The sequence below is a fragment of the Megalodesulfovibrio paquesii genome (assembly GCF_054653055.1).
Genome location: NZ_BAAIGQ010000005.1, coordinates 385,948 through 406,777 on the forward strand (window position 1 = coordinate 385,948; position 20,830 = coordinate 406,777).

Here is a 20,830-nt window from a genome sequence, read left to right on the forward strand (position 1 = left end):
GATTTTGGTTGCCCGGGATCAACACACGCCGGACAAGTGCGGACGGCAAAGGTCTGCAGGGCGTTGGGCAACTTGTGGAAGGTACATCAACTGCCCCCGGTTGTGCAAGGGGGCTGGCGGGCGCCTAGAGCGGCAGGGTGCGCCGGCCCTCCCGGGGGCAGGGGATGGTCCAGTGGCGCAGGCCGTTTTCGCGCGCGTAGCCCGGCAAGCGGTCGAAGCCAAAGCCCACCTGGGCCGGGGTGTGGGCGTCCGAGGCCGGGCAGAAGGCGAGGCCGCGGTCCAGGGCCCAGCGCAGGACCGTGGGGCCGGGATAGAATTCCTTGCAGGGTTTGCGCAGGCCGGCGGTGGAGATCTCCAGGAGCATGCCGGTCTCGGCCAGGGCGTCCAGGGCCTGGCCCACGGCGGCGCGGCCGTCTTCGGAATCCAGGAACCGGGCATGGGTCTCGCGGCTGAAGATCTTCACCAGATCCACATGCGGGGCCACGGTATAGCGCCGGCTGCGGGCCATGGAGGCCACCAGCTCGTAGTACTGCAGATAGGCGTTGCGGCGGGCGTCTTCGTCCAGGGTTTCCCATTCCGCCTGGCTGAAATCAAAACCCCAGACGCCGATGAAGTGCACACCGCCCAGGGAGTAGTCAAAAGGGGCGGACTCAAGGAACTGCGCAAAAAACGGCTCCTGCCCGGCCACGTAGTCCACTTCCACGCCCAGGAGGATTTCCGCCTCGGGAAAGGCCCGGCGCGCGGCGAGTACTTCCTCCACATACACCGGGAACTGGCGCAGCACGTGTTCCTGAAACTCGTCGGCAGGGTAGCGGAAGCCTTCCGGCCGGGGGGCGTGCTCACTCATGCCGATTACCCGGACGCCGTGGTCCAGGCAGGCCCGGATCATGGCTGCCACGTCGTGGGTGCCGTGACCATGGCTGGTATGCAAATGAAAGTCCGCTGCAGGCATGGCCGGAGCATAGCAGGATTCGCCCTGCCGGTCATCCCCATTCCCTGCCGCGCACTCCGGGACCTTGCTTGACGCTGCCCGGGGTTTTGGCGAATATCCAAAGGAAGGTTCCGTCCAAGAACGGCGGAAGAGGGGGCGCACTTGTCCATCGACCATATTTTTGTGGACAACATCCTCGACAGCATGCCGCTGGGGTGCATGGTCATCAACGGGGCGGGCGAAGTGGTCTTCGTCAACGCAGCCCTGACCTCGGTGCTGGGTTTTTCCCGCGAGGCCCTTACCAGTGGCAACTGGGGCGAGCAGTTCTTTGCGCGGGCGGAAAACTACGAGTTCAACCAGATTCTCGTGGACGTCATCAACCTGGAGCCCACGCAGCTTCGCCGGGAAACGCCCTATCAGCATCCGGAATACCCGGAGCTGCGGCAACTGGCTGTGACGTCGTCCTTTTTGCGGGATGGCGACACCGTGGCGGGCATTGTGCTGCTGGTGGAAGACATCACCGAACTCCACTTGCGCCAGGTCCGGGAAAAGGCGCTATTTGAAAATCTGGCCGCCCTGCAGGAGGAGCGTTCGGAAAGCCTGCGTCGGCTGGCGCTTTCCGTGGCCCATCAGGTGCGCAATCCGGCCATGACCATTGGCGGCTTTGCCTCCCTGCTGCTCAAAAGCCCCCGCGTGCCGGAGCAGGCCCGGCAAAAGCTGGGCATTATCCGGGAAGAAGCCGTCAAACTGGAACGCACGGTGCAAGCAGTGGCCGACTACGCCTCCCTGCCCCAGCTGGAGCGCCAGAGTGTCTCCATGCCGGAGCTGGTGCAGGCCGTGGCCGAGGAGGCCCGCGGCAGTTGCGGTGAATTGACCACGGAACTGGAATGCACCGTCCACTGCGGAACCCATACGCTGATGATGGATCCGCACCAGATCCGCCGCGCCCTGAGAGCGGTGTACGCCAACGCGTTCGAGGCCGCAGTGGATGGACGCGTCACCGTGGCCACGGATATTCTGCCCGGGAAGGACGGGGTAACGGTGCGCATCAAGGACGATGGCTGCGGCATCGCCCCGCAAGACATGCCCTTCATCTTCGACCCCTTCTTTACCACCAAGCCCGGCAATGTGGGCATGGGCCTGTGCGAGGCCCGGCTGATCATGCTGGAGCACCAGGGCGAAGTGGCCGTGCACAGCGTGCCCGGCCAGGGCGCCACGGTGACGTTGCTGTTCCCCTACGCCTCGGCCTTGCCGGAATCCGCAGGCCCGTCAACCTCTTCAAAGCCGACGGCGGCATGAACGGGGGGCACCGGTCCATGCAGACACGCATGCGGCAGCTCGCCATCAGGCTCGCGTTGAGTGCGCTGCCGGCCCTGGCCTTGAGCGCGGGGGGGCTTCCCGTGCCCGGCCCGGGTATGGCCTGGGCCAATGCATCCAACACCCTGACGGTGCATGAAGGCGAAAACGGCACCCGCGGCCTGGAGCTGCAGGTTCCCAAGGAGGATCCTTCCAGGAACATTTATGAATTGCGCGAGGTGGAGCGCGGCCGGCTGGAATCGGCCATCATCAAGGCCCAGCGCAACCTGCGCGCCATGCAGGACTTTGACCGCCGGCGGGCCATGCTGGACATTCTGGAAGAACTGGAACGCCGGCTGCGCATGCTCAACCGCAATCCCAGCAAGTATTTCACCCTGTATCCTCCGCTTCCTGCGCCGCCGCCGGAAACAGAATGACCAGACCCCCCTCAAGTTTTCCTGCGGCTGGCCGAAAAAGCTGACAGACGCCAGTACAGGGACGAGAGCCCGGCGCAAGCAAGCCATTGACCCAGGGAGGGACGCCATGGGAGCCGTGATTGAAATCCAGGCCTTCAAAAAGGCACGCAACGCCGCCATCCAGGAAGCGCACTTGGAAAACCTGCGCGCCGCACCCATGGGCGAAGCCGGCGTGACGGACAAGGATATCTGGATGCAGGATTACACCACCCTGGCTGGCATGGTCCGCGGGGTGTCCAATGTGCGCCGCATCCTCGACGTGCATCTGCACTTTAACGAGGAATGGAAATACCACCTGCTGGACGTGCTGGAGAGCCTGACCTCCGCGCACCTGGGCCACACGGCCAGCGCCGCCGGCCCGGCCCGGCCGGTCTCCCAGACCGTGGCCAACTGCAAGGCCTGTCTTTCAGAGGATCTGACCGTGGCCAACCGGGGCGACCTGCTCCGGGCCATGGTCATTCTGGATCTGTTGGAATCCGGCGCCAAAACAGCGGCCAAGGCTGCCGGCAAGTCCACGGCCAGCAACGGCGAGCCCCTGCACTAAGCCCGCCTCTCCGAGCATGCACAAAGCCCCTGCCGGCAATCCGCCTGCAGGGGCTTTTCTTGTGGGGGCGTCTGATGGATTCTGGCGGCTCAGTCCTGCACGCAGGCCAGCACCACGCTGACATTGTCCCGGCCGCCCTGGCGCAGGGCCATTTCGATGAGCGCCTGGGCCACGTCTTCCAGATCCGGCTCGCGGGGGGAGGCGGGCAGGGAATTCAAGATGGTGGTGATGATGGTCTCGGGGGCTTCGTCATGCAGGCCATCCGAGCACAGGAGCAGGACGTCCCGCGTCCGCAGGGAAAAACTGCCCGTGTCCGGATTGAACTGGCGGCATCCCAGACACTGGTCCAGCCGGTTGCGCAGGGGGTGTGTGGCGGCCTTGGAGGGGTCGATGGAGCCATCCTCAAGCATGGACTGAAGAAACCGATGATCCTTGGTCACCTGGCGCAAGGCCCGTCCACGCAGAAGGTAGAGCCGCGAATCGCCCACATGGAGCCAATGGGCCGTCTTGCCGCACAGCAGCACGGTGGTGAGGGTGGAACCCATCCCTTCCAGGTCGGGAATGCTGCGGCCCATGCGCAAGAGGGCGTCATTGACCTGTCTGGCCCAGCTGGCCAGGGCCTGCGGCACCGCGGCCTGACACAGCTCGGCGCCATCCAGCAATTCCAGCTCGTCCATGGCCGTTTGCGCGGCCAGGCCGCCGGCCGCCTCGCCGCCCATGCCGTCTGCCACGGCCAAAAGCCGCCAGGAAGCCGAGCCCACGGCGCCGGCCATGTGCGGAAGGATGATGACGCGATCCTGATTTTCCAGACGCTTGAGGCCAACATGACTGCTGGCAGCATGAATGACACGCACGAGGATTGTCCAACGGTCCAATGGTGACAGGATCAGGGGCCACAGCCAACCGCCAGCATCCTACGGGCAAATGGACGGACCTGTAAAGGAACAGGCCGCCCCTTTTTTGGATTCCAGGCACTTCCCGCTCAAACAGGCGAAGTTTTTTGATTGCCGGAACTCGTGAGACTCGGATACATACGGAGGCATGTTCTCCTCAATCGGCGCGAAAATATTTGCCCTGGTGGCGCTGGTGCTGGCTCTTGTGGCTGGCGGCGTGGTCGTGCTTGTGCAGCAGGACGTCAGCAAGGCCATGCTCGCCGCCGAAGACCGGTCCATGGACAACGTCCTCAACCTGGTGGAGTTGAACATTGTCGGCCGTTACAACGGTCTGGTGCGGGACAAGCTCGCGTCCACGGCGGCGTTCAAGGAGCGGCTTTCCACCTGGTCCAGCATCCTGCTTTCAGGGCTCAGGCGTTTTGATCAGCTTGGGGTTCCTGGCGCGCAACAGGCCGCCCTGGACTGGGTCGCCTCCCTGCACCGGGGAGAAGCCTCCTATGTGGTCATCCTGGATCAGGACGACCGTGTGGTCAGTCATCTGGACGCCTCCCGCATTGGCCAGTCCCTGGCCAATGTGCGGGATATCAAAGGCCGGCGTCTGGTTGCGGCCATGCGGGAGGAAGTCAGCCGCTATGGCCAGGCCTTCGCCACCTGGCGCTGGCCGGCCGTGAGCCGGGAGGGCGAATCCCGCCGTTTCGGGCTGTTCGTGCCCTTCGAGCCCTGGGGCTGGCTGATTTGCATCAGCGTGGACATCGGCGTGGTCGAGGAAGCCATGGAGGCCCGCCGGCAGGAGATCATGGAGACCCTGCGCCAGCACATGCCCAACATCCGCTTTGCCCAGACCGGCTTTGTGTTCATTTTTGATGGCAACGGCACCCTGGTGGTGCCGCCGCGGGATCAGAAGGCGGATTACGCCACGGCCGTGAACCTGCGCACCGGCCGGCCACTGCTGGAGGATCTCCACGGGCAGGCGCTTTACGATGGCCCCGAACGCCTGCTCTTTGCCGTGCAGGAACCTGCCGGCCCGAATGGAGCGGCGGGTGTGGATGGACCGGGCAGGCCTGGGCCGGTCATGCAGGCCGATGTCGCCTGGTTCAAGGCCCTGGACTGGCACATCGCCGTCTGTGCGCCGCTGGAGGAAATCCAGGCACCGGCCCAGGCGCTCATTCAGCGGATTTCCCTGGTGGTGCTGGGGATTTTTGTGCTCAGCGTGCTCTTGGCCCAGCTGCTCATCCGCCGTCTGGCCCGGCCCATCCGCAAGCTGGCCGGCTATGTCGCCACCCTGCACGAGCAGGATCTGACCACCCCACGCGAAGGCGAATCGCCCATCGCCTCCCTGGCCCGCGCCCAGGGCTTCTCCAGGGACGAGGTCGCCCATCTGGCCCAGGCCTTTGTTTCCATGGAAGATTCCCTGCGCGAACGCGTCCGGGAACTCATGCAGCTCACAGCCTCCACCCAGCGCATCGAAAGCGAGCTGGGCATTGCCCGGGAAATCCAGCTGGGGCTGTTGCCGAAAATCTTCCCCCCCTTCCCGGACCGCAGGGAACTGGACCTCAATGCGCTCCTCGTCTCGGCCCGCGAGGTGGGCGGGGACCTGTACGACTTTGCCCTCCTGGACGAGCGCCGGCTCTTTTTCTCCATCGGGGATGTCTCGGGCAAGGGCGTGCCTGCGGCGCTGTTCATGGCCATCGCCAAAACCCTGGTCAAAGGCGCGGCAGAAACCCGCTCCGATCCGGCGCACATGCTGGCGCAGGTCAACAGCCAGCTTTCCCAGGACAATCCCAACTGCATGTTCGCCACCATGGTCATCGGGGTCATGGATCTGCAGACCGGTGAAATCCGGCTGGCCAACGCAGGCCACAACCCGCCCGTGATCATCGACGCCCAGGGCGTGCGCTATCTGCCCTGGCAGGGCAGCCCCGTGGCCGGATTCATGGAGGACGTGGAGTACACCAGCTTCAGCATTTCCCTGGCTGCAGGGGACATACTGCTGCTGTACACCGATGGCGTGACCGAGGCCATGAATCAACAGCTGGCCCTCTTTGGCGAGGACCGGCTGCTGGAAACCCTGCGGCAAGACGATCCTGCCACGGCCGAGGCTGCCATCAACGGTGTACTCAAGGCGGTGACGGCCTTTGCCGACGGCGCGGAGCAAAGCGACGACATCACCATGCTCTGCCTGCGCTGGCTCGGCCCGGCGACTGAAGACTCCTGAGACACGGCATGGCGCGCATTCTGGCGGACATGCAGATCCTGCGGGGGAATTTGCGCGCCCTGGCGGCCCGCTGCCAGGCCCTGGGCGTAACGCTCCTGCCCGTGCTCAAAGGGGTGGACGCCTGGTTGCCCCTGGCGCGGCTTTGTCAGGAAGAAGGGCTGGGGCAGGTGGCTGTGTCCACGGCCAATCAGGCCGCACGGCTTGTCGAAGCCGGGCTGCCCCGGCCGGTGATGCTTGACCTGCCGCCTTTGTCCCACTGCCGGGAACCGGCCCGTTTTGCCCGGTGCAGTTGCGTCAGCGGCCCGGAAACCGCTCGGGCGCTGGCGGCGCATGCGCGGGACATGCAGCTCCGGCATGAGGTGTTGCTGATGATCGATTTGGGGGACGTCCGCGAGGGATGCCGCCCCGATGAGGCCCTGGCCCTGGCCGGGGACATTCGGGCCCTGGCGCATCCCTGGTTCGGATTGCGGGGCCTGGCCACCAACTTCGGCTGCCTGAACACCGCGCCGCCCTCGGCGCAATGTCTGTCCCTCCTGACGGAACTGGCTTGCGCCATCGGCCGGCGCGAGGGAGAACCCGGGGTCGTTTCCGTGGGGGGTTCCATCTTGCTGCCTTGGCTGGCAGGGCATTGCCTGCCTGCCTGCATCACGGAGCTGCGGGTGGGCATGGCCCTGCTGCTCGGGCATTTTCTGGGGCAGGACTGCTGCGTGCCGGACCTTCGCCAGGGCGGGTTCCTGCTGGCGGCCGAGGTGTTGGAGGCACGCCGCAAGGAAGGACGCCGCCGCATCATTCTGGATTTGGGCGTGTTGAGCGTGGTGCCGGAACTGCTGGATCCCCCGGAGCCGGGGATGCGGTGTGTGGGCGCTTCGTCGGATTATCTGGTCTATGATGTGGAGGACTGCCCCCGGCAGTTCGCCGTGGGCGACGAGGTGCGGCTGCTGCCGAAGTACGACGCCCTGGCCCGGGCCTTTCACTCGCCGTCTGTAAAGAAACCGTATAATGTGGAAGGAGGGCGGCCGGATGGGGGAGGCGGCTCTTGACGTGGGGCAGGGACGGACTATGCTGTGCCCCAACGCCCATTCCCGCGATGCCCGAAGAACGAGGACACAAAGCATGCCGTCTTTTCACCTGTTGCTGCGTATCCAGCTGTGGTTGCTGATCGCTTTGCTGGCCGTTGTGGCGCCCGGATTCGCCCAGACCGATCCTGCCACCCTGGCCCCCGTGAAAAAAGCCGCCGGCGGCAAATTTCGCATAGGTTATTACGAAGGCGGGCCGTACACGCAGTACCCGGCCACGCTCAAGGCCACTGTGCAGGGTCTGGCCGCATTGGGCTGGTGCCAGCCGCTGGACTTCCCCACCTTTGCCGATCCGGATTCCATCCGGCCTGTCTGGAAGTTTCTGGCCGAGAATCTGCGGAGCGACTACATTGAGTTTCCCGCAGACGCGCTCTTTGCCGGGGACTGGAACGAGGAGACCCCGCGCGAGACCATCAAGCAGCAGGTCCTTGGACGATTGGTGCAGAAAAAGGACATCGACCTCATTCTGGCCATGGGAACCTGGGCCGGACAGGACCTGGCCAATACCGCGCATTCGACGCCCACCCTGGTGCTGAGCGCCAGCGACCCCATCGGCTCCGGCATTGTGCCCAGCGCCGAGGATTCCGGCCTGGACCACCTGAACGCCCGTGTGGACCCCACCCGCTACCAGCGCCAGCTGCGGCTGTTCCATGACATCATTGGCTTCAAGAAGCTCGGCGTGGTTTATGAGGATACGGTGGCCGGCCGGTCTTACGCGGCCCTGGACGATGTCAAGCTCGTTGCCCAGGAGCGCGGCGTGGAGCTGGTTTTTTGCACCACGGCCCTGGATGTGCACTCTGGCGAGGCGTTCCGCAACCTCCTGGCCTGTCACCAGGAGCTGGCCCCCAAGGTGGAGGCCATGTACCTGACGGAAAATGCCGGCATGCAGCTGGACAAGTTCCCGAAGTTGTTGGAGCCATTCTTCAAGGCCCGCATCCCCACCTTTTCCCAGTCCGGCAGCGAGGAAGTCCGCCACGGCGTGCTCTTGTCCATCGCCCAGGCCAGTTTCAAATATATCGGGGAGTTTCATGCCAGGACCATTGCCCAGGTCCTGCACGGCGCCACCCCCCGCAGTCTGCCCCAGCGGTTTGAAGAGCCGCCCAAAATCGCCATCAATCTGAAAACGGCCGAGATCGTGGGCTTTGATCCGCCAGTGGATATTCTGATGGCTGCCGATGAAATCTACGAGACCATCGCCGTGACGCCGCCGGCCGCCGCCGGCCAGTAAGCCTTCGCCGTGTCGTTGCGGCTCCCTGCGAGCCTCCCTTGTTTGGTGCACCTCTCTGCCCGGGCCTGCATGCGGCGCGGCAAGGAGCCGTGGATGAACGCTGTTGTGTTGCAATGCGACAGGGATGCAAGGCCTGCATCCCCGCTGCCGGGGCCCTCTCCCTGGCTGGACCGCACGCTGGATGCCCTGGAAGGCTGGCTGCGGCATCCCCTGGTCTGGGTGCTGGCCTGCTTTATTCTGTCCCGTCTGACCCTGGAAGCCATTGGCCTGGCCTCGCGTGAGGGATACAGTGAGCTGATCGGCAAATTGTACCAGTGGTTCATGGTCAAGCAGACCTGGCTGGACATCTGGGCTGCCTGGGACAGCGGCTGGTATGTGGACATTGTCGAACACGGCTACGACAAGTTTGTCCTCAAAACCCTGCCTGACGGCGCGCCGGAACAGCTGAATCTGGCCTTCTTCCCCTTGTATCCCCTCCTGGTCTGGCTGCTCAAGCAGGTGACGGGCAACGCCGTGGTGGCCGGGGTGCTCCTGGCCAACGCCAGCCTGCTGGGTGCCATGTGGCTGCTGTATGTGTACGGCCGCGAACGCTGGGACGAGACCCAGGCCCGCCTGGCGGTGCTGCTCCTGGCCTTTTATCCGAACACCTTCATTTTTTCCTGCATGTACACGGAGTCGCTCTTTCTGCTGCTGCTCATCGCCTGCATGCTGGCGGCCTCGCGCGGGCGCTGGATGTGGGTGGGGGTATTTGGCGGACTGCTCACGGCCACACGCGTGCCGGGCATGGCCGTAGGCCTGGCGCTGCTGTGGATGTGGATTGTGCAGAAGCGAGCCGGCAAGGCAACCTGGGGAGGCTTCTGCTGGATGTTCCTCGTGCCCCTCGGGCTGGTCGGCTTCTGCGTGTTCCTGCACTTCCACGCCGGGGACGCCCTGGCGTTCCTGAAGATTCAGCAGCAGTTCAGTCGCGTGTCGCAAACACCGCCTGAAGCAATCTGGAAAAGCCTGCAGCAGGGTGGCCCGGATGATCTGTACTTTACCGCATACTTTCTGGGCTCCCTGGCCCTGACCGGCGTGCTGGTACTCTGCCGGCGGACGGACGAGCTGCTCCTCAGTCTGCCCTTGATGCTGCTTCCTCTTTTTTCCGGGGAAATGAGCACCCCTCTGGTGGCCATTCCGCGGTACCTGCTGGTGGTGTTTCCCTTGTATGGCGCGTTAGCCTGGCTGGGGACGCGGCGGCCGCTGCTCTTTTGGGCGATTTTTCTGTGTCTGGCCACCTGGAGCGGCATGCTCATGGCGGCCTGGACCTCCAGCCTGAAATTCGTGATGTGAGGTGCGGAGGATGACTGCTGCACGCGCCGTGGCGCAGGAGGGAAGGCCCTCCGGATACAAAACCTGGTTGTGGATTGCAGGCGTGTTCCTGCTCTCGCGCGTGCTGCTGCTGGCCATCGGGCAGATGGCGCGCTGGGGCTGGGAACTGCACATGCTGGCCAACTATCAATGGTTCAGCAACAACCCCGTCTGGCTGCAGATCTGGGCCGCCTGGGATAGCGGCTGGTATTTGCGCATTGTGGAGCAGGGGTACGACAAGAGCCTGCTGCAGTTTCACGCCGATGGAACCCTGCGGCAACTCAACCACGCCTTTTTTCCACTGTATCCGCTGCTGACCTGGCTGTTGAACAAACTGCTGCACAATCCCGAGGCCGCCGGGGTGCTGCTCTCCAATCTCTGCTTTCTGGGGGCATTGCGGCTGGTGCATCAGTTTGCCGAGCAGCGCTGGGGGGAACGGTCCGGCAACCTGGCCGTGACCATCCTGTGCTTCATGCCGCACACGTTCATCTTTTCCGCAGTGTACACGGAATCACTGTTTCTGCTGCTGCTGCTGGGCTGCGTGCTGGCGGCGCACCGGGAGCAGTGGTGGCTGGCCGGGCTCCTGGGCGCACTGCTCGCGGCCACCCGGCTGGTGGGCGTGACCGTGGGCCTGGGCCTGCTGTGGATTTTCTTGGAGCAGCGCAAGGCGGCCGGCATCACCGGCTGGCGCATCCGGCGGTATGACCTGCGGCTGCTTTGGCTGGGGTTGGTCCCCATGGGCATAGTGGCCTTTGCCGTGCATCTGCATTTCCATTGCGGGGATGCCCTGGCCTTCATGAAAGCCCAGCAGGGCTGGTACCGTGTCTGGCATTTTCCGCTGTATGCCATCGGCAAGAGCCTGTATTTGGGAGATTTGTTCGAGAATGTCTATCTGGCCGTGGCCACCAGCCTGCATCTGCTGCTGGCCGCCTGTCTGGTCCTGCTCAGGCGCTGGGAGGACTGTCTCATCGCCCTGCCGCTCATGCTGGTGCCATTGCTGTCCGGCCCGGGGGACATTCCGCTTTCTTCCATGCCCCGGTACTTCATGATCGTGTACCCGCTGCTTGGTGTCATGATCTACATTGCCCGCCGGGCGCCGACCTTTGCGCGGCTCAACTTCGTCACCATGGTTCTGTGGAATGGCTTTCTGATGACAGCCTGGACCACGGGACTGCACATCGTCATCTAGGACATCGGTATGAACAGTTGTCATTGCGGCCAGACGCCGCGGCCTTCCATTTCCGTGGTTGCCCCGTGCTACAACGAGGCCCTGTGCCTGGAAGAATTCTACGCCCGCATGCAAAAGAGCCTCCTGGCCTGCGGGGCCGAGGATTATGAAATTGTGCTGGTGAACGACGGCTCCCGCGATGCCACCTGGGAAATCATCGACCGCATCGCCAGTCGGGATCCGCAGGTCGTTGGCGTGGACCTCTCCCGCAACCATGGGCACCAGCTCGCCGTGACGGCCGGCCTGGCCGTCTGCCGCGGCGAGTTTGTGCTGCTTATTGATGCCGACCTGCAAGACCCCCCGGAACTGCTGGGCAAGATGGTGGAAGTGCTGGAGCAGGGTGCGGACGTGGTCTATGGCCAGCGCGCCAAACGCGACGGCGAGACCTGGCTGAAAAAGGTCGAGGCCAAAGCCTTCTACCGTTTTTTGAACGCCATGACCGAGACCCCCATCCCCCTGGACACCGGAGATTTCCGGCTCATGCGTCGCCGGGTGGTGGAAGTGCTCAAGGCCATGCCGGAACGCCATCGCTTTTTGCGCGGGATGGTCAGCTGGGTGGGCTTCAATCAGGTCCCCCTGCTGTATAACCGGGACCCGCGCTACGCCGGCGAAACCAAGTACACCCTGCGCAAGATGATCGCCTTTGCCACGGACGCCATCACCGGCTTCTCCATCCGCCCCCTGCGGTTTGCCAGTTATGGCGGCGCGGTATTCTCGCTGCTGGGGTTTCTGCTGCTACTGTATGTGTTCGTCAGCTATTTCTTCGGGTTCGTGGTGCCCGGCTGGGCTTCCATCCTGGGGGTGCTGCTGGTGCTGGGCAGCTGCCAGCTGCTGGTGCTGGGCATGGCCGGTGAGTATATCGGCCGCATTTACATGCAGGTGAAAGGGCGGCCGCTGTTCATCATCCGGCGCATTGTGGGGGCGGCGGAGCTGCAGACCAGCGCCGCGGAGCACGCCCTGCCCTGGACCTATTCCTGCCTGCAGTGCGCCGAGCAGCAGGGTGGCCTTGGCGGTGATGGCGGTGAGGCCGGACAGTGTGATTCGATGCCTCCGCAGGCCTTGTACCACAGCGCCACCGTTGCCCGCTCCACCCGTTCCACCCGGCTTGCGCGCCCGAGGATCCCGGTGCGCTCCCGGCGATTGCCGGCTGGCGTCAAACGTCGTCTGGCCAGTTGACCTCTCGCAAGCCAGCATCCGGCGCCCAGTTCGTAACTGCTTGATGACTCAGCGCGTCCCGCCATCCGGCGGGGCGCGCCGTTGCGGGGAGCACCTCGCCGCAAGTCTGCACCAGCCCGGCCATGATGGCCTGGCCCAGCCGTAGGCGTCCCATCCGCTGCAGCTCGTTCGCAGTCAGGGGGCCGCCGGTCAGCACATCCGGCAGATGCGCCGGCGCGCAGGTTTGGCCCCGACGCAGGAACAGCAGGTGGACCCCGGCCAGGAACCAGTCGCCGCTGATGGCGGCCAGGCGGTCGCTCAAGCCGGTTTTGCCATGCTCCCGCAAGGCCCGGGAAGTTCCGGCGAGCATACGGGCCAGATACCCTGTCTGATAGACCCCGCCCACGCAGGCGATGCCCCGAGCCAGGGCCAGGGTCGCATAGCTGCTGAAAAGCGAGGGCAGCAGCTCGCGCCGGGCCAGCGCTCCCAGCACGGCTTCGGCCGCCCAGGGCCAGGCCAGGTGGCGGCCGGAGCGGCAGATCCCTTCCAATCGCCAGCCTTCCGTGCTGTTCCGAAGCCAGAGCGGCGTTTGCCGCCCCTTTTCGTCCGTGGCCCAGAAAAAGCAGGTGCCTGCCCCGGCCACGTCGGCGTGGCCGGGGCGCTCCAGACCCAGGGCGTCCAGTCGGGCCATGGCCTCCAGGCGCGCCAGGGTCCAGCAGCCGGGGCAGCCGTCCAGGGCGGCCAGGACCCGGTTGCGCAGCGCCTCGTCCCAGAACAGGGCATGAAGCAGGGACGCTGGCTGCCGTAGATCCAGGGCCAGCAGCCGGGAGGTGACTGCCTCCAGTTCCAGAAACGCCAGCGGCGGGGCCAGATCGCCGGCAAAGGCCTGCCGCCAGAGCCGGGCGTTCCAAGGGCCGGCCTGTTCCACAAACCGCGTGGCCGGTGCGGTGGCAGGGCCGTGAGCACAGGCATCCAGCAGGGGGAGCAGGGTGCGCCGCTGCAACGGGTGCAGGCGCGGATCGGCAATCGCCGCGCGGCGGGCGCGGTGCAGTTCCTCGAGGGTGGCTGCCGGGGCAGCCGAGACCATGGTTTGCCGGAGACGGACCGGGGAGAGTGGCAGCCTGACCGTGCGCCAGCCATCGCCACCGCCTGCGGGGGTGGCGAAATCCGTGCACAGCAGGCCGGCCGGGAAGGTACTGTTATTCATGGAGGGCAACCCTGTGGCCAGCACCACAACCGGGGTGCGGCGCCCTGCCAGAAGCTCAGGCAGGGCGAAGGCCAGGGTGGATTGCCAGGACTGGGCCAGGGTGTCCAGACCATGATGATTGCCGGTGAGCACCACCGGTCGGGCGGCCACGGTTTCCGCCGCGGCCGCGCCCAGGCCGGGGGCGAGATGGTCAGCCGCTTGGGCGAGAATGTCCAGAAAATCGCCACGGTCCTGCAGGGGAGACGGCAATGCCTGCCCCAGGCTGCGGACGTGCTCCTGCAAGGGCATGTCCCCGCGCTGTTCCAGCAGGCTGGCCAGGGCTGGCAACCGGGCCAGGGCTTCGGCAGCCAGAGAGTCGGCAGTCCACATGACGGGCGGCAACTCAGGCGGCCTTGCGCCGGGTTCTGGTCAGCAACCAGAAGAACACCGTGGCCACGGCCACGCCCAGCCCCACGGCGGCCACGCCATCGCCCACCCCCAGGGTGGCCACGGCCACGCCCAGGCACAACGGCCCGAGCACCTGGCCCAGGCGCTCCACGGCGCTGGTGATGCCCAGGGCCGCGCTTTCGCCCAGGGCCCGGGTTTCCGGCAGATCCAGGGCAAAGGCGCTCTGAGCGGAAAAGGCCAGGCTGGCGGAAAGCCCCAGCAAGGCCGTGGCCGCTGCTGCGGCGGCCAGCCCGTCCAGCACGGCGTACGCCCCCAGGCCCAGGGCGGCCAACAATCCCGAGGCGGCAATCCAAAGATGCCGTCGGGAGGAATGGTCAATGATTTTGGCCAGGGGCGGGGCGAGGTAGATCAGAAACACGCTGTACAGCATCAGCACGCGTCCCACGTCGGACTGGCTTGCTCCGCCGCGCACCAGGGCCAGGGGCAGCAGGTAATTCAGGTAGCCGATCAGCCCCAGAGCCCCGGGCAAAATGGCGCAGCAGGCCAGGGCCAGCACGGCCCGGCTGCGCAGAAAGCGCGAGAGGGCGCTGCTGTGGGTCGCATTTTGGGCAACCGGTTTCTCCGGGGAGCGTGGTGGAGTGGCTGCGGAATCAGACGCTGGAATCTGGCGGTGCAAGTCCTTGAAAAGAAGGGGCAACACGGCCGCCAGGGTCAGGAGCAGGCCCGCGGCCATGAAAAACACCGGCGCATAGCCGAGCCGTTCGGCCAACATGGCTCCGGCCGCGCCACCACAGAGACTGCCGGCATAGACGCCGGCAAAGAGCTGGGCCATGCCCCGGCCGCGTTCATCCGGCCGGGTGGCGGCCACCACGTAGCCCTGGGCGGCCATGAGGCCGAGCCCGTACCCCAGGCCGGTCACGCCGCGGGCGGCGATGAAGGTCAGGGGATCCTGGGCCAGGGCCGAGAACAGGGAACCCAGAGCCGCGCCGGCTAGACCGAGCATGCAGGGCCGTCGCCAGCCGATGCGGTCGATCCAGGCCCCGCAGGCCAGCACCGTCAGGCCCGCGCAGCCCATCTCCGCAGAAATGGGCAGTCCCAGGACCACGTCCTTGGCCAGCCCCAGCACGGGCTGGTAGAGCGACTCCATCTGCAGGGGAATGAAGGACAGACTGGCATCCATGGCAAACAGGAACACAAAAGCCACGGGCCGGATGGCGGCATACGCCGGCCGGGACATGCCGGCGAGCCGGGCAGACTGGGAGGCCGCACCGTTGCCGCCCAGGGCCAGCAGGGTCGTTTCCACCAGGAAGAGCAGGGCGATGATGCCCACGGTGGCGGCGTCCAGCACGATGTCCCGGGTGGCTTCCGCAAGGGTCTGGCTGTCGAGGGTCACGCGGACCATCCCCACGGTTTCGGGCCGCCCCTGTCCTCCGGCGGCGGTTCCTGGAGCCCCGGCATTCCCGGCGGTCCTGTCCGCACGCTCCAGGGGAATGTCCACCTGCAGGGCCGCATCGTCCAGGCGGTCTTCGGATGATTGCGTGGCGTTGCGGGCGTTGGCCAGAAACCGGGTCTGCCCGCTGGCATCCAGCACGGCCATGGTGTGGATTTCCGCATCATCGGCAATGAGTTCGGCCAGTCGGCGGTCCAGGCCGGGCATGCGGTCCAGGGAGAGCCCCTTGTCCAGCAGGCGCTCGATGTCGCGTTCGGCCACGCTGGCCAGGGCCACGGCTTTTTCCAGCACGATTTGCTGATGCAGGCTGCGGAAGTCGATGATGGTCAGCAGGGAATAGCACACCAGGGCCGCGCCGGTCACGGCGCACCCGGCCACCATGATACGCTTGTTCGCGGTGCCGGCTCCCTCGCCGGCTCCCCCGCTTGTCCCCCCGCTTGTCCCTTTGGCCGCGGCGGGCAACGTCAGGCCGAGCAGGGCCGCAGCCCCCACCAGACAGACGAGCATGTGCAGCAGCGCGCTGTGCAGGCCGGCGCGGATTCGTTCCTGAAACTTGGCCTCGGGGATGCCAAGCACCAGCCGGCCCGCCACCTCCCCGCTGGGACTGCGCACGGGAAGAATGAGCTGGCGGACGCTGGCATGGGAAACGGCCGTGGCGTTGCGGCTCCAGTCCTCGCCCAGCAGCACATCCAGGGCACTGCCCTGAGCCTGCGGCGGCAGGCTTTTGATGATTGTCCCCTCAGCATCGGCAATGCACAGGCTGCTGAGTTCCGGCAGGCTCTGCCGCACGGTGTGCATGCGGTCATCCATGCCAATCAGGCCGGTGCCGGCCTGCAGGGGCTTGCCGAAACGAACCGCCGCTTCCAGGGCCTGACGCAGGGCCTCGCCGGCCACCTCCGCCTGGGAGAGTACCGCCCGTGTCTGCAAGGATTCCAGTCTGGAAAGCGACAGCGCCGCGGCAAAGGCCATGGCCAGGGTCAACAGCACCAACAGCAGGGCGGCCAGCCGTCGCAAGGGCGCAGTGTGCTGAACTTTTGGGAAAAGCGGCTTGCTCATGAACCTGCCTTGTCGTATGCAAAGGGAGGCCATGGCATGCGCGGCCCGGCCCGCGTCGCACATCAGGTCTTGCTTAGGAGCAGCGCCTCTCCCTTCCATTCTTTCCGGCATCGTACTAAAATACTTTCATGTCCGCCACCATTGAGCGCCCAGCCGTCCTCGAATCCATCGAGGAGTTCAAGAGCTTCCTCAAAACAGAGGCAGTGGCTGGTGGCGTGCCCGAGCTGGAGATGGGGCGGGTGACCCTGGCGCTGGAAGAAGTGCTCACCAATATCGTCTACAACGCCTACCCGAAAAACGACGGCAGGATCAACCCGCGCCATACCATCCAGCTCGCCTGCAAGGCACAAGGCGGTCAGTTGCTAATGCGCATTGTGGACAAGGGCCGCCCCTACAATGCGCTGGGTGGCGCAGCCGGCGGCGAGATGCCGGGCGCCCCCGGGGAAATGGCCGCCATGGGCGGCATGGGCATTTTCCTGGTCCGCAAGATCATGGAAAAAGTCCAATACGAACGCATCGGCGACTTTAACGTGTTGAGAATGCTGTATAAAAGCAAGGCCTTGCGGTAGGCGCGCCGTTGTTTGTCATTTTCGCCGCCGCTGTGGCGTGCCCCTTGCGGCCGGCCCTTCCTGTCGCACTTCCTCACGGTTCTCCCGTGGGCTGATCAACCCTGCGCCAGCCCGAAGCCCAAGCGGCACGGCGCGGTCATCCAGGCCATAATCCCCGGCATCGTAGCCGAGCTCCGCACTCAGGGCCTCCAGGTGCTCAGGGCAGTAAAACCGGTTGGCGGTGTGTTTTCCGCACAGGCGGCACGGCCAGGTACGCTGCGGGGGCGGGATGCTGTCTCTTTCTGGAGATTCCAGCGCGGCCGCGCCCAGGAACCGGCAGGCGGGGCAAAGTTCGCCCGCGCCGGGCAGCCTGGCCAGACGGTGAGGCATGATGTGAAACGTGTTGCGGCAGCGCCGGCACGTGCGGGTCACGGGCAAGGTGCTCATGCCTTCTCTCCCGTGCCGCTGCCATGGGTGCGCGCCTCGGTGGCGTCTGGCGCGACTGCGCCAGGGGGGGGCGTTCGCGCGGTGGGCTGGTCGGGCTGACGGGCTTCATCCCTGGCTGCCTGCTCCTCCAGGGCCTGCTCCAACGGCAGCCAGCGGCTGCCCACACGGTGCAGAAACACGCCGGTGGCGTCGTCCCGTTTCAAGGTTGACAATCGAGCCATGCGAGCCCCGTGTCTCATGTCACTCTCCTTGGCAACTCGGTGCAAGGCGCAGAAGTGCGCAAGGCGAGTGATATCTTTTTAGAGATGAATGTCAAGAGCAAATGTATCTAAAAATATATTCATGAGTCAGCAGTTCATGACAGCAACTCCTGGCGTCCTCCTGGCTCCTCCATTGGGGTGGCTGCAAGCAGGGTGGCGATGTCGTCCACGCGACGTCCCATCAGCCCGGTAACGTACGCAGCCCCCTCGGCCCGGACGACCTTGCCCCCTTCACCATGACATCCGAACGAATCTTCAAGAAACTGCAGTGCTGCGGCAACAGCATACAGCTCGGCTATTGGATCCTGCCGCATCGAAACTTCCCTCCACCAAAACAGGTGAATCAAGATCGCGGCATGCCGGGTGGCAGCCGTTTAATTTATTTATCAATATAGAATATAATTTGTCAATTCGGATAACCCCGGTCACATCATCAGGCAGGCGCCGCAGCATTGGCGCTGCGGCAGCTTCGGGGCAGGAGGATGCAGCCTCCGGGAGGCGGGCGAGAGGGGGAAGGCCTGCTATTTCCGAGTCATGTCACTCCAGGCCCAGACCACCCGGCCGATGAGGGCCCGCGAGATTTCGCCATGGTACTCGGCCTGGAAATCATAGGTGCGAGGCGGATGCTCCACGGCATTGTCCGAGTAAAAGACCACGCGCAGCCGGCGGTTCTGGTGCTCGAAGATGACACGTTTAACGGCCAGGCCATAATCCGGGGCAGGATCCTGCACCAGATAGATATTGCCCGGGGGATGGGGCTCGCGGTGAATGTCGTTGCGGTCCACCAGGAGGATATCGCCGGGGTGAATGGTCGGGGCCATGGAGGTCTGCGCCTTGCCCACCCGCACGGCCACCAGATTCGACTTGCCGCGGATGGCCTCCTGCCAGCGCCAGACGATGACCCAGTCCCGCACCGTGTGCTCGGGGATGAGCCCTGGCCCGGCAGCCACGGCCTGTTCCACCAGGGGGACGGCCAGATAGTCTTCGCTGAGGGGGGCGTGCGGAGTGTTGCCGGACGGCGCCTCGCTTTCCCGCACACTCACAATGGTTGGCGGCTCAAAGCGCAGCTCCCGCGCCGTGGCCACGGGCCCGTCGGGAAACACCAGCTCCGCGCCCAGGCTCTCCAGCCAGCCCATGAAATCCTGGGCATTGGTGTTCTTGTGGCTGTTCAGCACCTTGTACACTGTGGCCCGCGGGGCGTTCAGGCGTTCCGCCAGGGCGCCAGGGCCGCCCAGGGTGCGGGCGTGCTGGGTCAGCCAGTCCAGGGCGCGTTGGTACAATGCAGTCATGTCACCGGCATAGCACAAACAGGCCAGGCTGGCGAGTCTATTCTTGGACCGGCCTTTGACATTTGATCTCTTATTAGATACAACAAGTCAGGAGGTCGAAATGGCCAAACTTGTGCTGGCGGGGCTGGAAACCATGGCCGAGGAGATGGGGTGTTCCAAGAAAACCCTGTACCGGTGGATACGGGAGCGGGGGTTCCCGGCGTTCAAGCTTGATGGCACCTGGCGGGCCCTGCCCGGCGAGGTGGAACTCTGGCTGATGGAACAACGGGCGCAACAGGAGGGACGCCAGGACCCGTTACGAATGATGCAGCAGAAGACCCAACAAAAAGTCCAACAGTGCGTGGCACAATGACGCGGGGCACCAGGGCCATACCGCGGCAACAGTTCGGCCCGATCCTCCGGCGCTGCGGCGCACAGGAGGATCGGGCCGAAAGGAAGTGAGCGCCGCGATGTGCTTTTACACTGTGAGCACGTACGCGTTTCGCGGCAGGTGGTCTGCTCTGGATTTTCAGATGCTGGCCAGGACGTCCTCAAGATCCATCTGTCTCGAATCTTCCTTTTCGGATGCTGCGTCGAGCTGGTCACACCGGCTGCCGAAGCTGCGAATGGCGTCAAAGTCAGAATCATTTTCGGACGGCCCGGGGAAATACAGCGCGGTACGCTGCTGCAGGGATTGGCGCCGTCGTGCAGCTGCCTGGCGGGTTTTCAACATGCCTGCCTCCAGGAGAATAGAGTTTCAGAGTTGCTTACTGCGTACCACATGTGCTTGCCTTGCGTCCAGGCGGCAATGCTCCGGACGCACAATCGTCGTGTTGTGGCCGCAGGGTTGTCACCAAAGCGGATGTGCCGGGAGGGGTGATGATGTATCATATTGAAAATAAAAATTCTTTATGCAAAAAAGGCCTGGCGGTATTGCTGCTCAGCTTGATTGCCTGGCCGGGAAGCGCGCACGCAAAATGCCCAAGTGTTGGTTATCTGGTGCTGGGGCGTTTGGCGATCATACGGCAGGGGGCGTTGGATGGTGCCAGGGTGACCGTTTTTCTCGACGAACACACCCGCGGCAACTCGACTACGGCTTCGGCGGATGGTCGCTTTATGGTCGAGGTACCGTTCAACACCTACAGTGGGGTAAGTCTGCTGTTAACAGACCAATGCGGCAAGAAACCCGCCACAGTAACCATCATGGTGGAACACCCGCGCATCACCCCGACGCGGGCGATCTTTCGGACGAATCAACTGCGCTCGACGGCGGATCCGCTCGAGCTGGAGATTCCGGCCTTCGAGTTGTGGAATCGCGACTGAGGGGGCGCTACTTGTGCAGGGGATTCAGGCCATGGCTGCAGGCGCCGCAAACGCCTTCCAGCCGTAGCTCAACGTCTTCAATGTGGCGCTCGCCATCAAGCTGGCAGGCGGCCAGGGCCTCACGCACATCCCGGACTGCCAGTTCGTCCAGGCATTCCATTTCGCCGCATCGCTTGCAATAAAAGTGCACATGCGGGGCATCGTGCGCACCATGGCGCAGGCAGTAGCGGGCGGCATTGTCCTTCTCGCCGGCGTGGACCTTGGAAATGAGCCCGCGTTCCATGAACAGGTCGAGATTGCGGTACAGGGTGACCTTGTTGATATGATGGCGTTGGCGCACCTCGTCCAGCATTTCCCGGGCGGACACAGGACGGTGCGCCTGGGCCAGGACGTGCAACAGTTCCACGCGCAGGGGCGTGGGGTCAAGACCTGCGTGGTGCAGGACAGTCAGGACATCAATCATGGAGTGGACTATAGGAACGGCCGGGAGGTCGG

Annotated in this window: 22 protein-coding genes; 12 read left to right on the forward strand and 10 right to left on the reverse strand. The window is 64.7% G+C overall.

Annotated elements, in window-relative coordinates; all coding sequences use genetic code 11:
* Positions 1-124: 124 nt before the first annotated feature.
* Positions 125-952: a histidinol-phosphatase gene (locus ACYQ00_RS08260; RefSeq protein WP_460031659.1), complete on the reverse strand. Its 828-nt coding sequence runs from the start codon at positions 950-952 to the stop codon at positions 125-127.
* A 141-nt stretch (positions 953-1,093) separates the two neighbouring features.
* Between ACYQ00_RS08260 and ACYQ00_RS08265 the strand changes: the two genes are divergently transcribed.
* The 3 genes from ACYQ00_RS08265 (at position 1,094) to ACYQ00_RS08275 (ending at position 3,247) form a co-directional block, all read left to right on the forward strand.
* Entirely contained in the window at positions 1,094-2,230 is a 1,137-nt protein-coding gene (locus ACYQ00_RS08265) for a sensor histidine kinase (protein WP_460031660.1), read from the forward strand.
* Between the two features lie 29 nt (positions 2,231-2,259).
* Complete coding sequence (locus tag ACYQ00_RS08270) at positions 2,260-2,664, forward strand: hypothetical protein (protein WP_460031661.1); 405 nt, start codon at positions 2,260-2,262, stop codon at positions 2,662-2,664.
* A 106-nt stretch (positions 2,665-2,770) separates the two neighbouring features.
* On the forward strand, positions 2,771-3,247 hold the full coding sequence (locus ACYQ00_RS08275; RefSeq protein ID WP_460031662.1) for a hypothetical protein: 477 nt from the start codon (positions 2,771-2,773) through the stop codon (positions 3,245-3,247).
* 89 nt (positions 3,248-3,336) lie between these two features.
* On the opposite strand, the gene ACYQ00_RS08280 is transcribed toward ACYQ00_RS08275, so the two are convergent.
* On the reverse strand, positions 3,337-4,101 hold the full coding sequence (locus tag ACYQ00_RS08280) for a PP2C family protein-serine/threonine phosphatase (RefSeq protein ID WP_460031663.1): 765 nt from the start codon (positions 4,099-4,101) through the stop codon (positions 3,337-3,339).
* A gap of 187 nt (positions 4,102-4,288) precedes the next feature.
* On the opposite strand from ACYQ00_RS08280, the gene ACYQ00_RS08285 reads away from it, so the two are divergent.
* From ACYQ00_RS08285 to ACYQ00_RS08310, 6 genes are all read left to right on the forward strand, one after another.
* A complete protein-coding gene (locus ACYQ00_RS08285) occupies positions 4,289-6,355 on the forward strand; it encodes a SpoIIE family protein phosphatase (protein ID WP_460031664.1) in 2,067 nt (688 codons plus the stop codon).
* A gap of 8 nt (positions 6,356-6,363) precedes the next feature.
* Positions 6,364-7,395, forward strand: a complete 1,032-nt coding sequence (locus tag ACYQ00_RS08290; RefSeq protein ID WP_460031665.1) for an alanine racemase — start codon at positions 6,364-6,366, stop codon at positions 7,393-7,395.
* A gap of 73 nt (positions 7,396-7,468) precedes the next feature.
* Positions 7,469-8,659 (forward strand): ABC transporter substrate-binding protein, encoded by a 1,191-nt coding sequence (locus ACYQ00_RS08295; protein ID WP_460031666.1) that lies wholly within the window; start codon positions 7,469-7,471, stop codon positions 8,657-8,659.
* Positions 8,660-8,752: 93 nt separating this feature from the next.
* Positions 8,753-9,988 (forward strand): hypothetical protein, encoded by a 1,236-nt coding sequence (locus ACYQ00_RS08300; protein WP_460031667.1) that lies wholly within the window; start codon positions 8,753-8,755, stop codon positions 9,986-9,988.
* A gap of 10 nt (positions 9,989-9,998) precedes the next feature.
* Complete coding sequence (locus ACYQ00_RS08305) at positions 9,999-11,195, forward strand: hypothetical protein (protein ID WP_460031668.1); 1,197 nt, start codon at positions 9,999-10,001, stop codon at positions 11,193-11,195.
* Between the two features lie 9 nt (positions 11,196-11,204).
* Positions 11,205-12,410, forward strand: coding sequence for a glycosyltransferase family 2 protein (locus tag ACYQ00_RS08310; protein WP_460031669.1), 1,206 nt, complete (start codon positions 11,205-11,207; stop codon positions 12,408-12,410).
* On the opposite strand, the gene ACYQ00_RS08315 is transcribed toward ACYQ00_RS08310, so the two are convergent.
* Positions 12,388-13,977, reverse strand: coding sequence for a hypothetical protein (locus ACYQ00_RS08315; protein WP_460031670.1), 1,590 nt, complete (start codon positions 13,975-13,977; stop codon positions 12,388-12,390). The two genes, ACYQ00_RS08310 and ACYQ00_RS08315, sit on opposite strands and share 23 nt — an antisense overlap.
* 1 nt (position 13,978) lies before the next feature.
* Positions 13,979-16,489 carry an MFS transporter gene (locus ACYQ00_RS08320; RefSeq protein ID WP_460031671.1) on the reverse strand — a complete coding sequence of 837 codons (2,511 nt, stop codon included), beginning with the start codon at positions 16,487-16,489 and terminating at the stop codon, positions 13,979-13,981.
* A 128-nt stretch (positions 16,490-16,617) separates the two neighbouring features.
* Between ACYQ00_RS08320 and ACYQ00_RS08325 the strand changes: the two genes are divergently transcribed.
* The gene (locus ACYQ00_RS08325) at positions 16,618-17,058 is read left to right on the forward strand and encodes an ATP-binding protein (RefSeq protein ID WP_460031672.1); all 441 of its coding nucleotides are present in this window, start codon (positions 16,618-16,620) and stop codon (positions 17,056-17,058) included.
* A gap of 15 nt (positions 17,059-17,073) precedes the next feature.
* Here the strand turns inward: ACYQ00_RS08325 and ACYQ00_RS08330 are convergent, their stop codons facing one another.
* The 4 genes from ACYQ00_RS08330 to ACYQ00_RS08345 form a co-directional block, all read right to left on the reverse strand.
* Positions 17,074-17,484 carry a hypothetical protein gene (locus tag ACYQ00_RS08330; RefSeq protein ID WP_460031673.1) on the reverse strand — a complete coding sequence of 137 codons (411 nt, stop codon included), beginning with the start codon at positions 17,482-17,484 and terminating at the stop codon, positions 17,074-17,076.
* Positions 17,481-17,705, reverse strand: coding sequence for a hypothetical protein (locus ACYQ00_RS08335; protein WP_460031674.1), 225 nt, complete (start codon positions 17,703-17,705; stop codon positions 17,481-17,483). Before ACYQ00_RS08335 ends, ACYQ00_RS08330 begins: the two co-directional genes overlap by 4 nt.
* 134 nt (positions 17,706-17,839) lie before the next feature.
* Positions 17,840-18,058, reverse strand: coding sequence for a hypothetical protein (locus ACYQ00_RS08340; protein WP_460031675.1), 219 nt, complete (start codon positions 18,056-18,058; stop codon positions 17,840-17,842).
* 207 nt (positions 18,059-18,265) lie between these two features.
* Positions 18,266-19,033, reverse strand: a complete 768-nt coding sequence (locus ACYQ00_RS08345) for a S24 family peptidase (protein ID WP_460031676.1) — start codon at positions 19,031-19,033, stop codon at positions 18,266-18,268.
* A 100-nt stretch (positions 19,034-19,133) separates the two neighbouring features.
* Between ACYQ00_RS08345 and ACYQ00_RS08350 the strand changes: the two genes are divergently transcribed.
* Positions 19,134-19,385, forward strand: a complete 252-nt coding sequence (locus ACYQ00_RS08350) for a helix-turn-helix domain-containing protein (protein ID WP_460031677.1) — start codon at positions 19,134-19,136, stop codon at positions 19,383-19,385.
* A gap of 156 nt (positions 19,386-19,541) precedes the next feature.
* On the opposite strand, the gene ACYQ00_RS08355 is transcribed toward ACYQ00_RS08350, so the two are convergent.
* The gene (locus ACYQ00_RS08355; RefSeq protein ID WP_460031678.1) at positions 19,542-19,745 is read right to left on the reverse strand and encodes a hypothetical protein; all 204 of its coding nucleotides are present in this window, start codon (positions 19,743-19,745) and stop codon (positions 19,542-19,544) included.
* Between the two features lie 146 nt (positions 19,746-19,891).
* Between ACYQ00_RS08355 and ACYQ00_RS08360 the strand changes: the two genes are divergently transcribed.
* Positions 19,892-20,335: a hypothetical protein gene (locus ACYQ00_RS08360; protein WP_460031679.1), complete on the forward strand. Its 444-nt coding sequence runs from the start codon at positions 19,892-19,894 to the stop codon at positions 20,333-20,335.
* Positions 20,336-20,342: 7 nt separating this feature from the next.
* Here ACYQ00_RS08360 and ACYQ00_RS08365 read toward each other — a convergent pair whose 3' ends face one another.
* On the reverse strand, positions 20,343-20,798 hold the full coding sequence (locus tag ACYQ00_RS08365; protein WP_460031680.1) for a Fur family transcriptional regulator: 456 nt from the start codon (positions 20,796-20,798) through the stop codon (positions 20,343-20,345).
* Between the last annotated feature and the right edge of the window lie 32 nt (positions 20,799-20,830).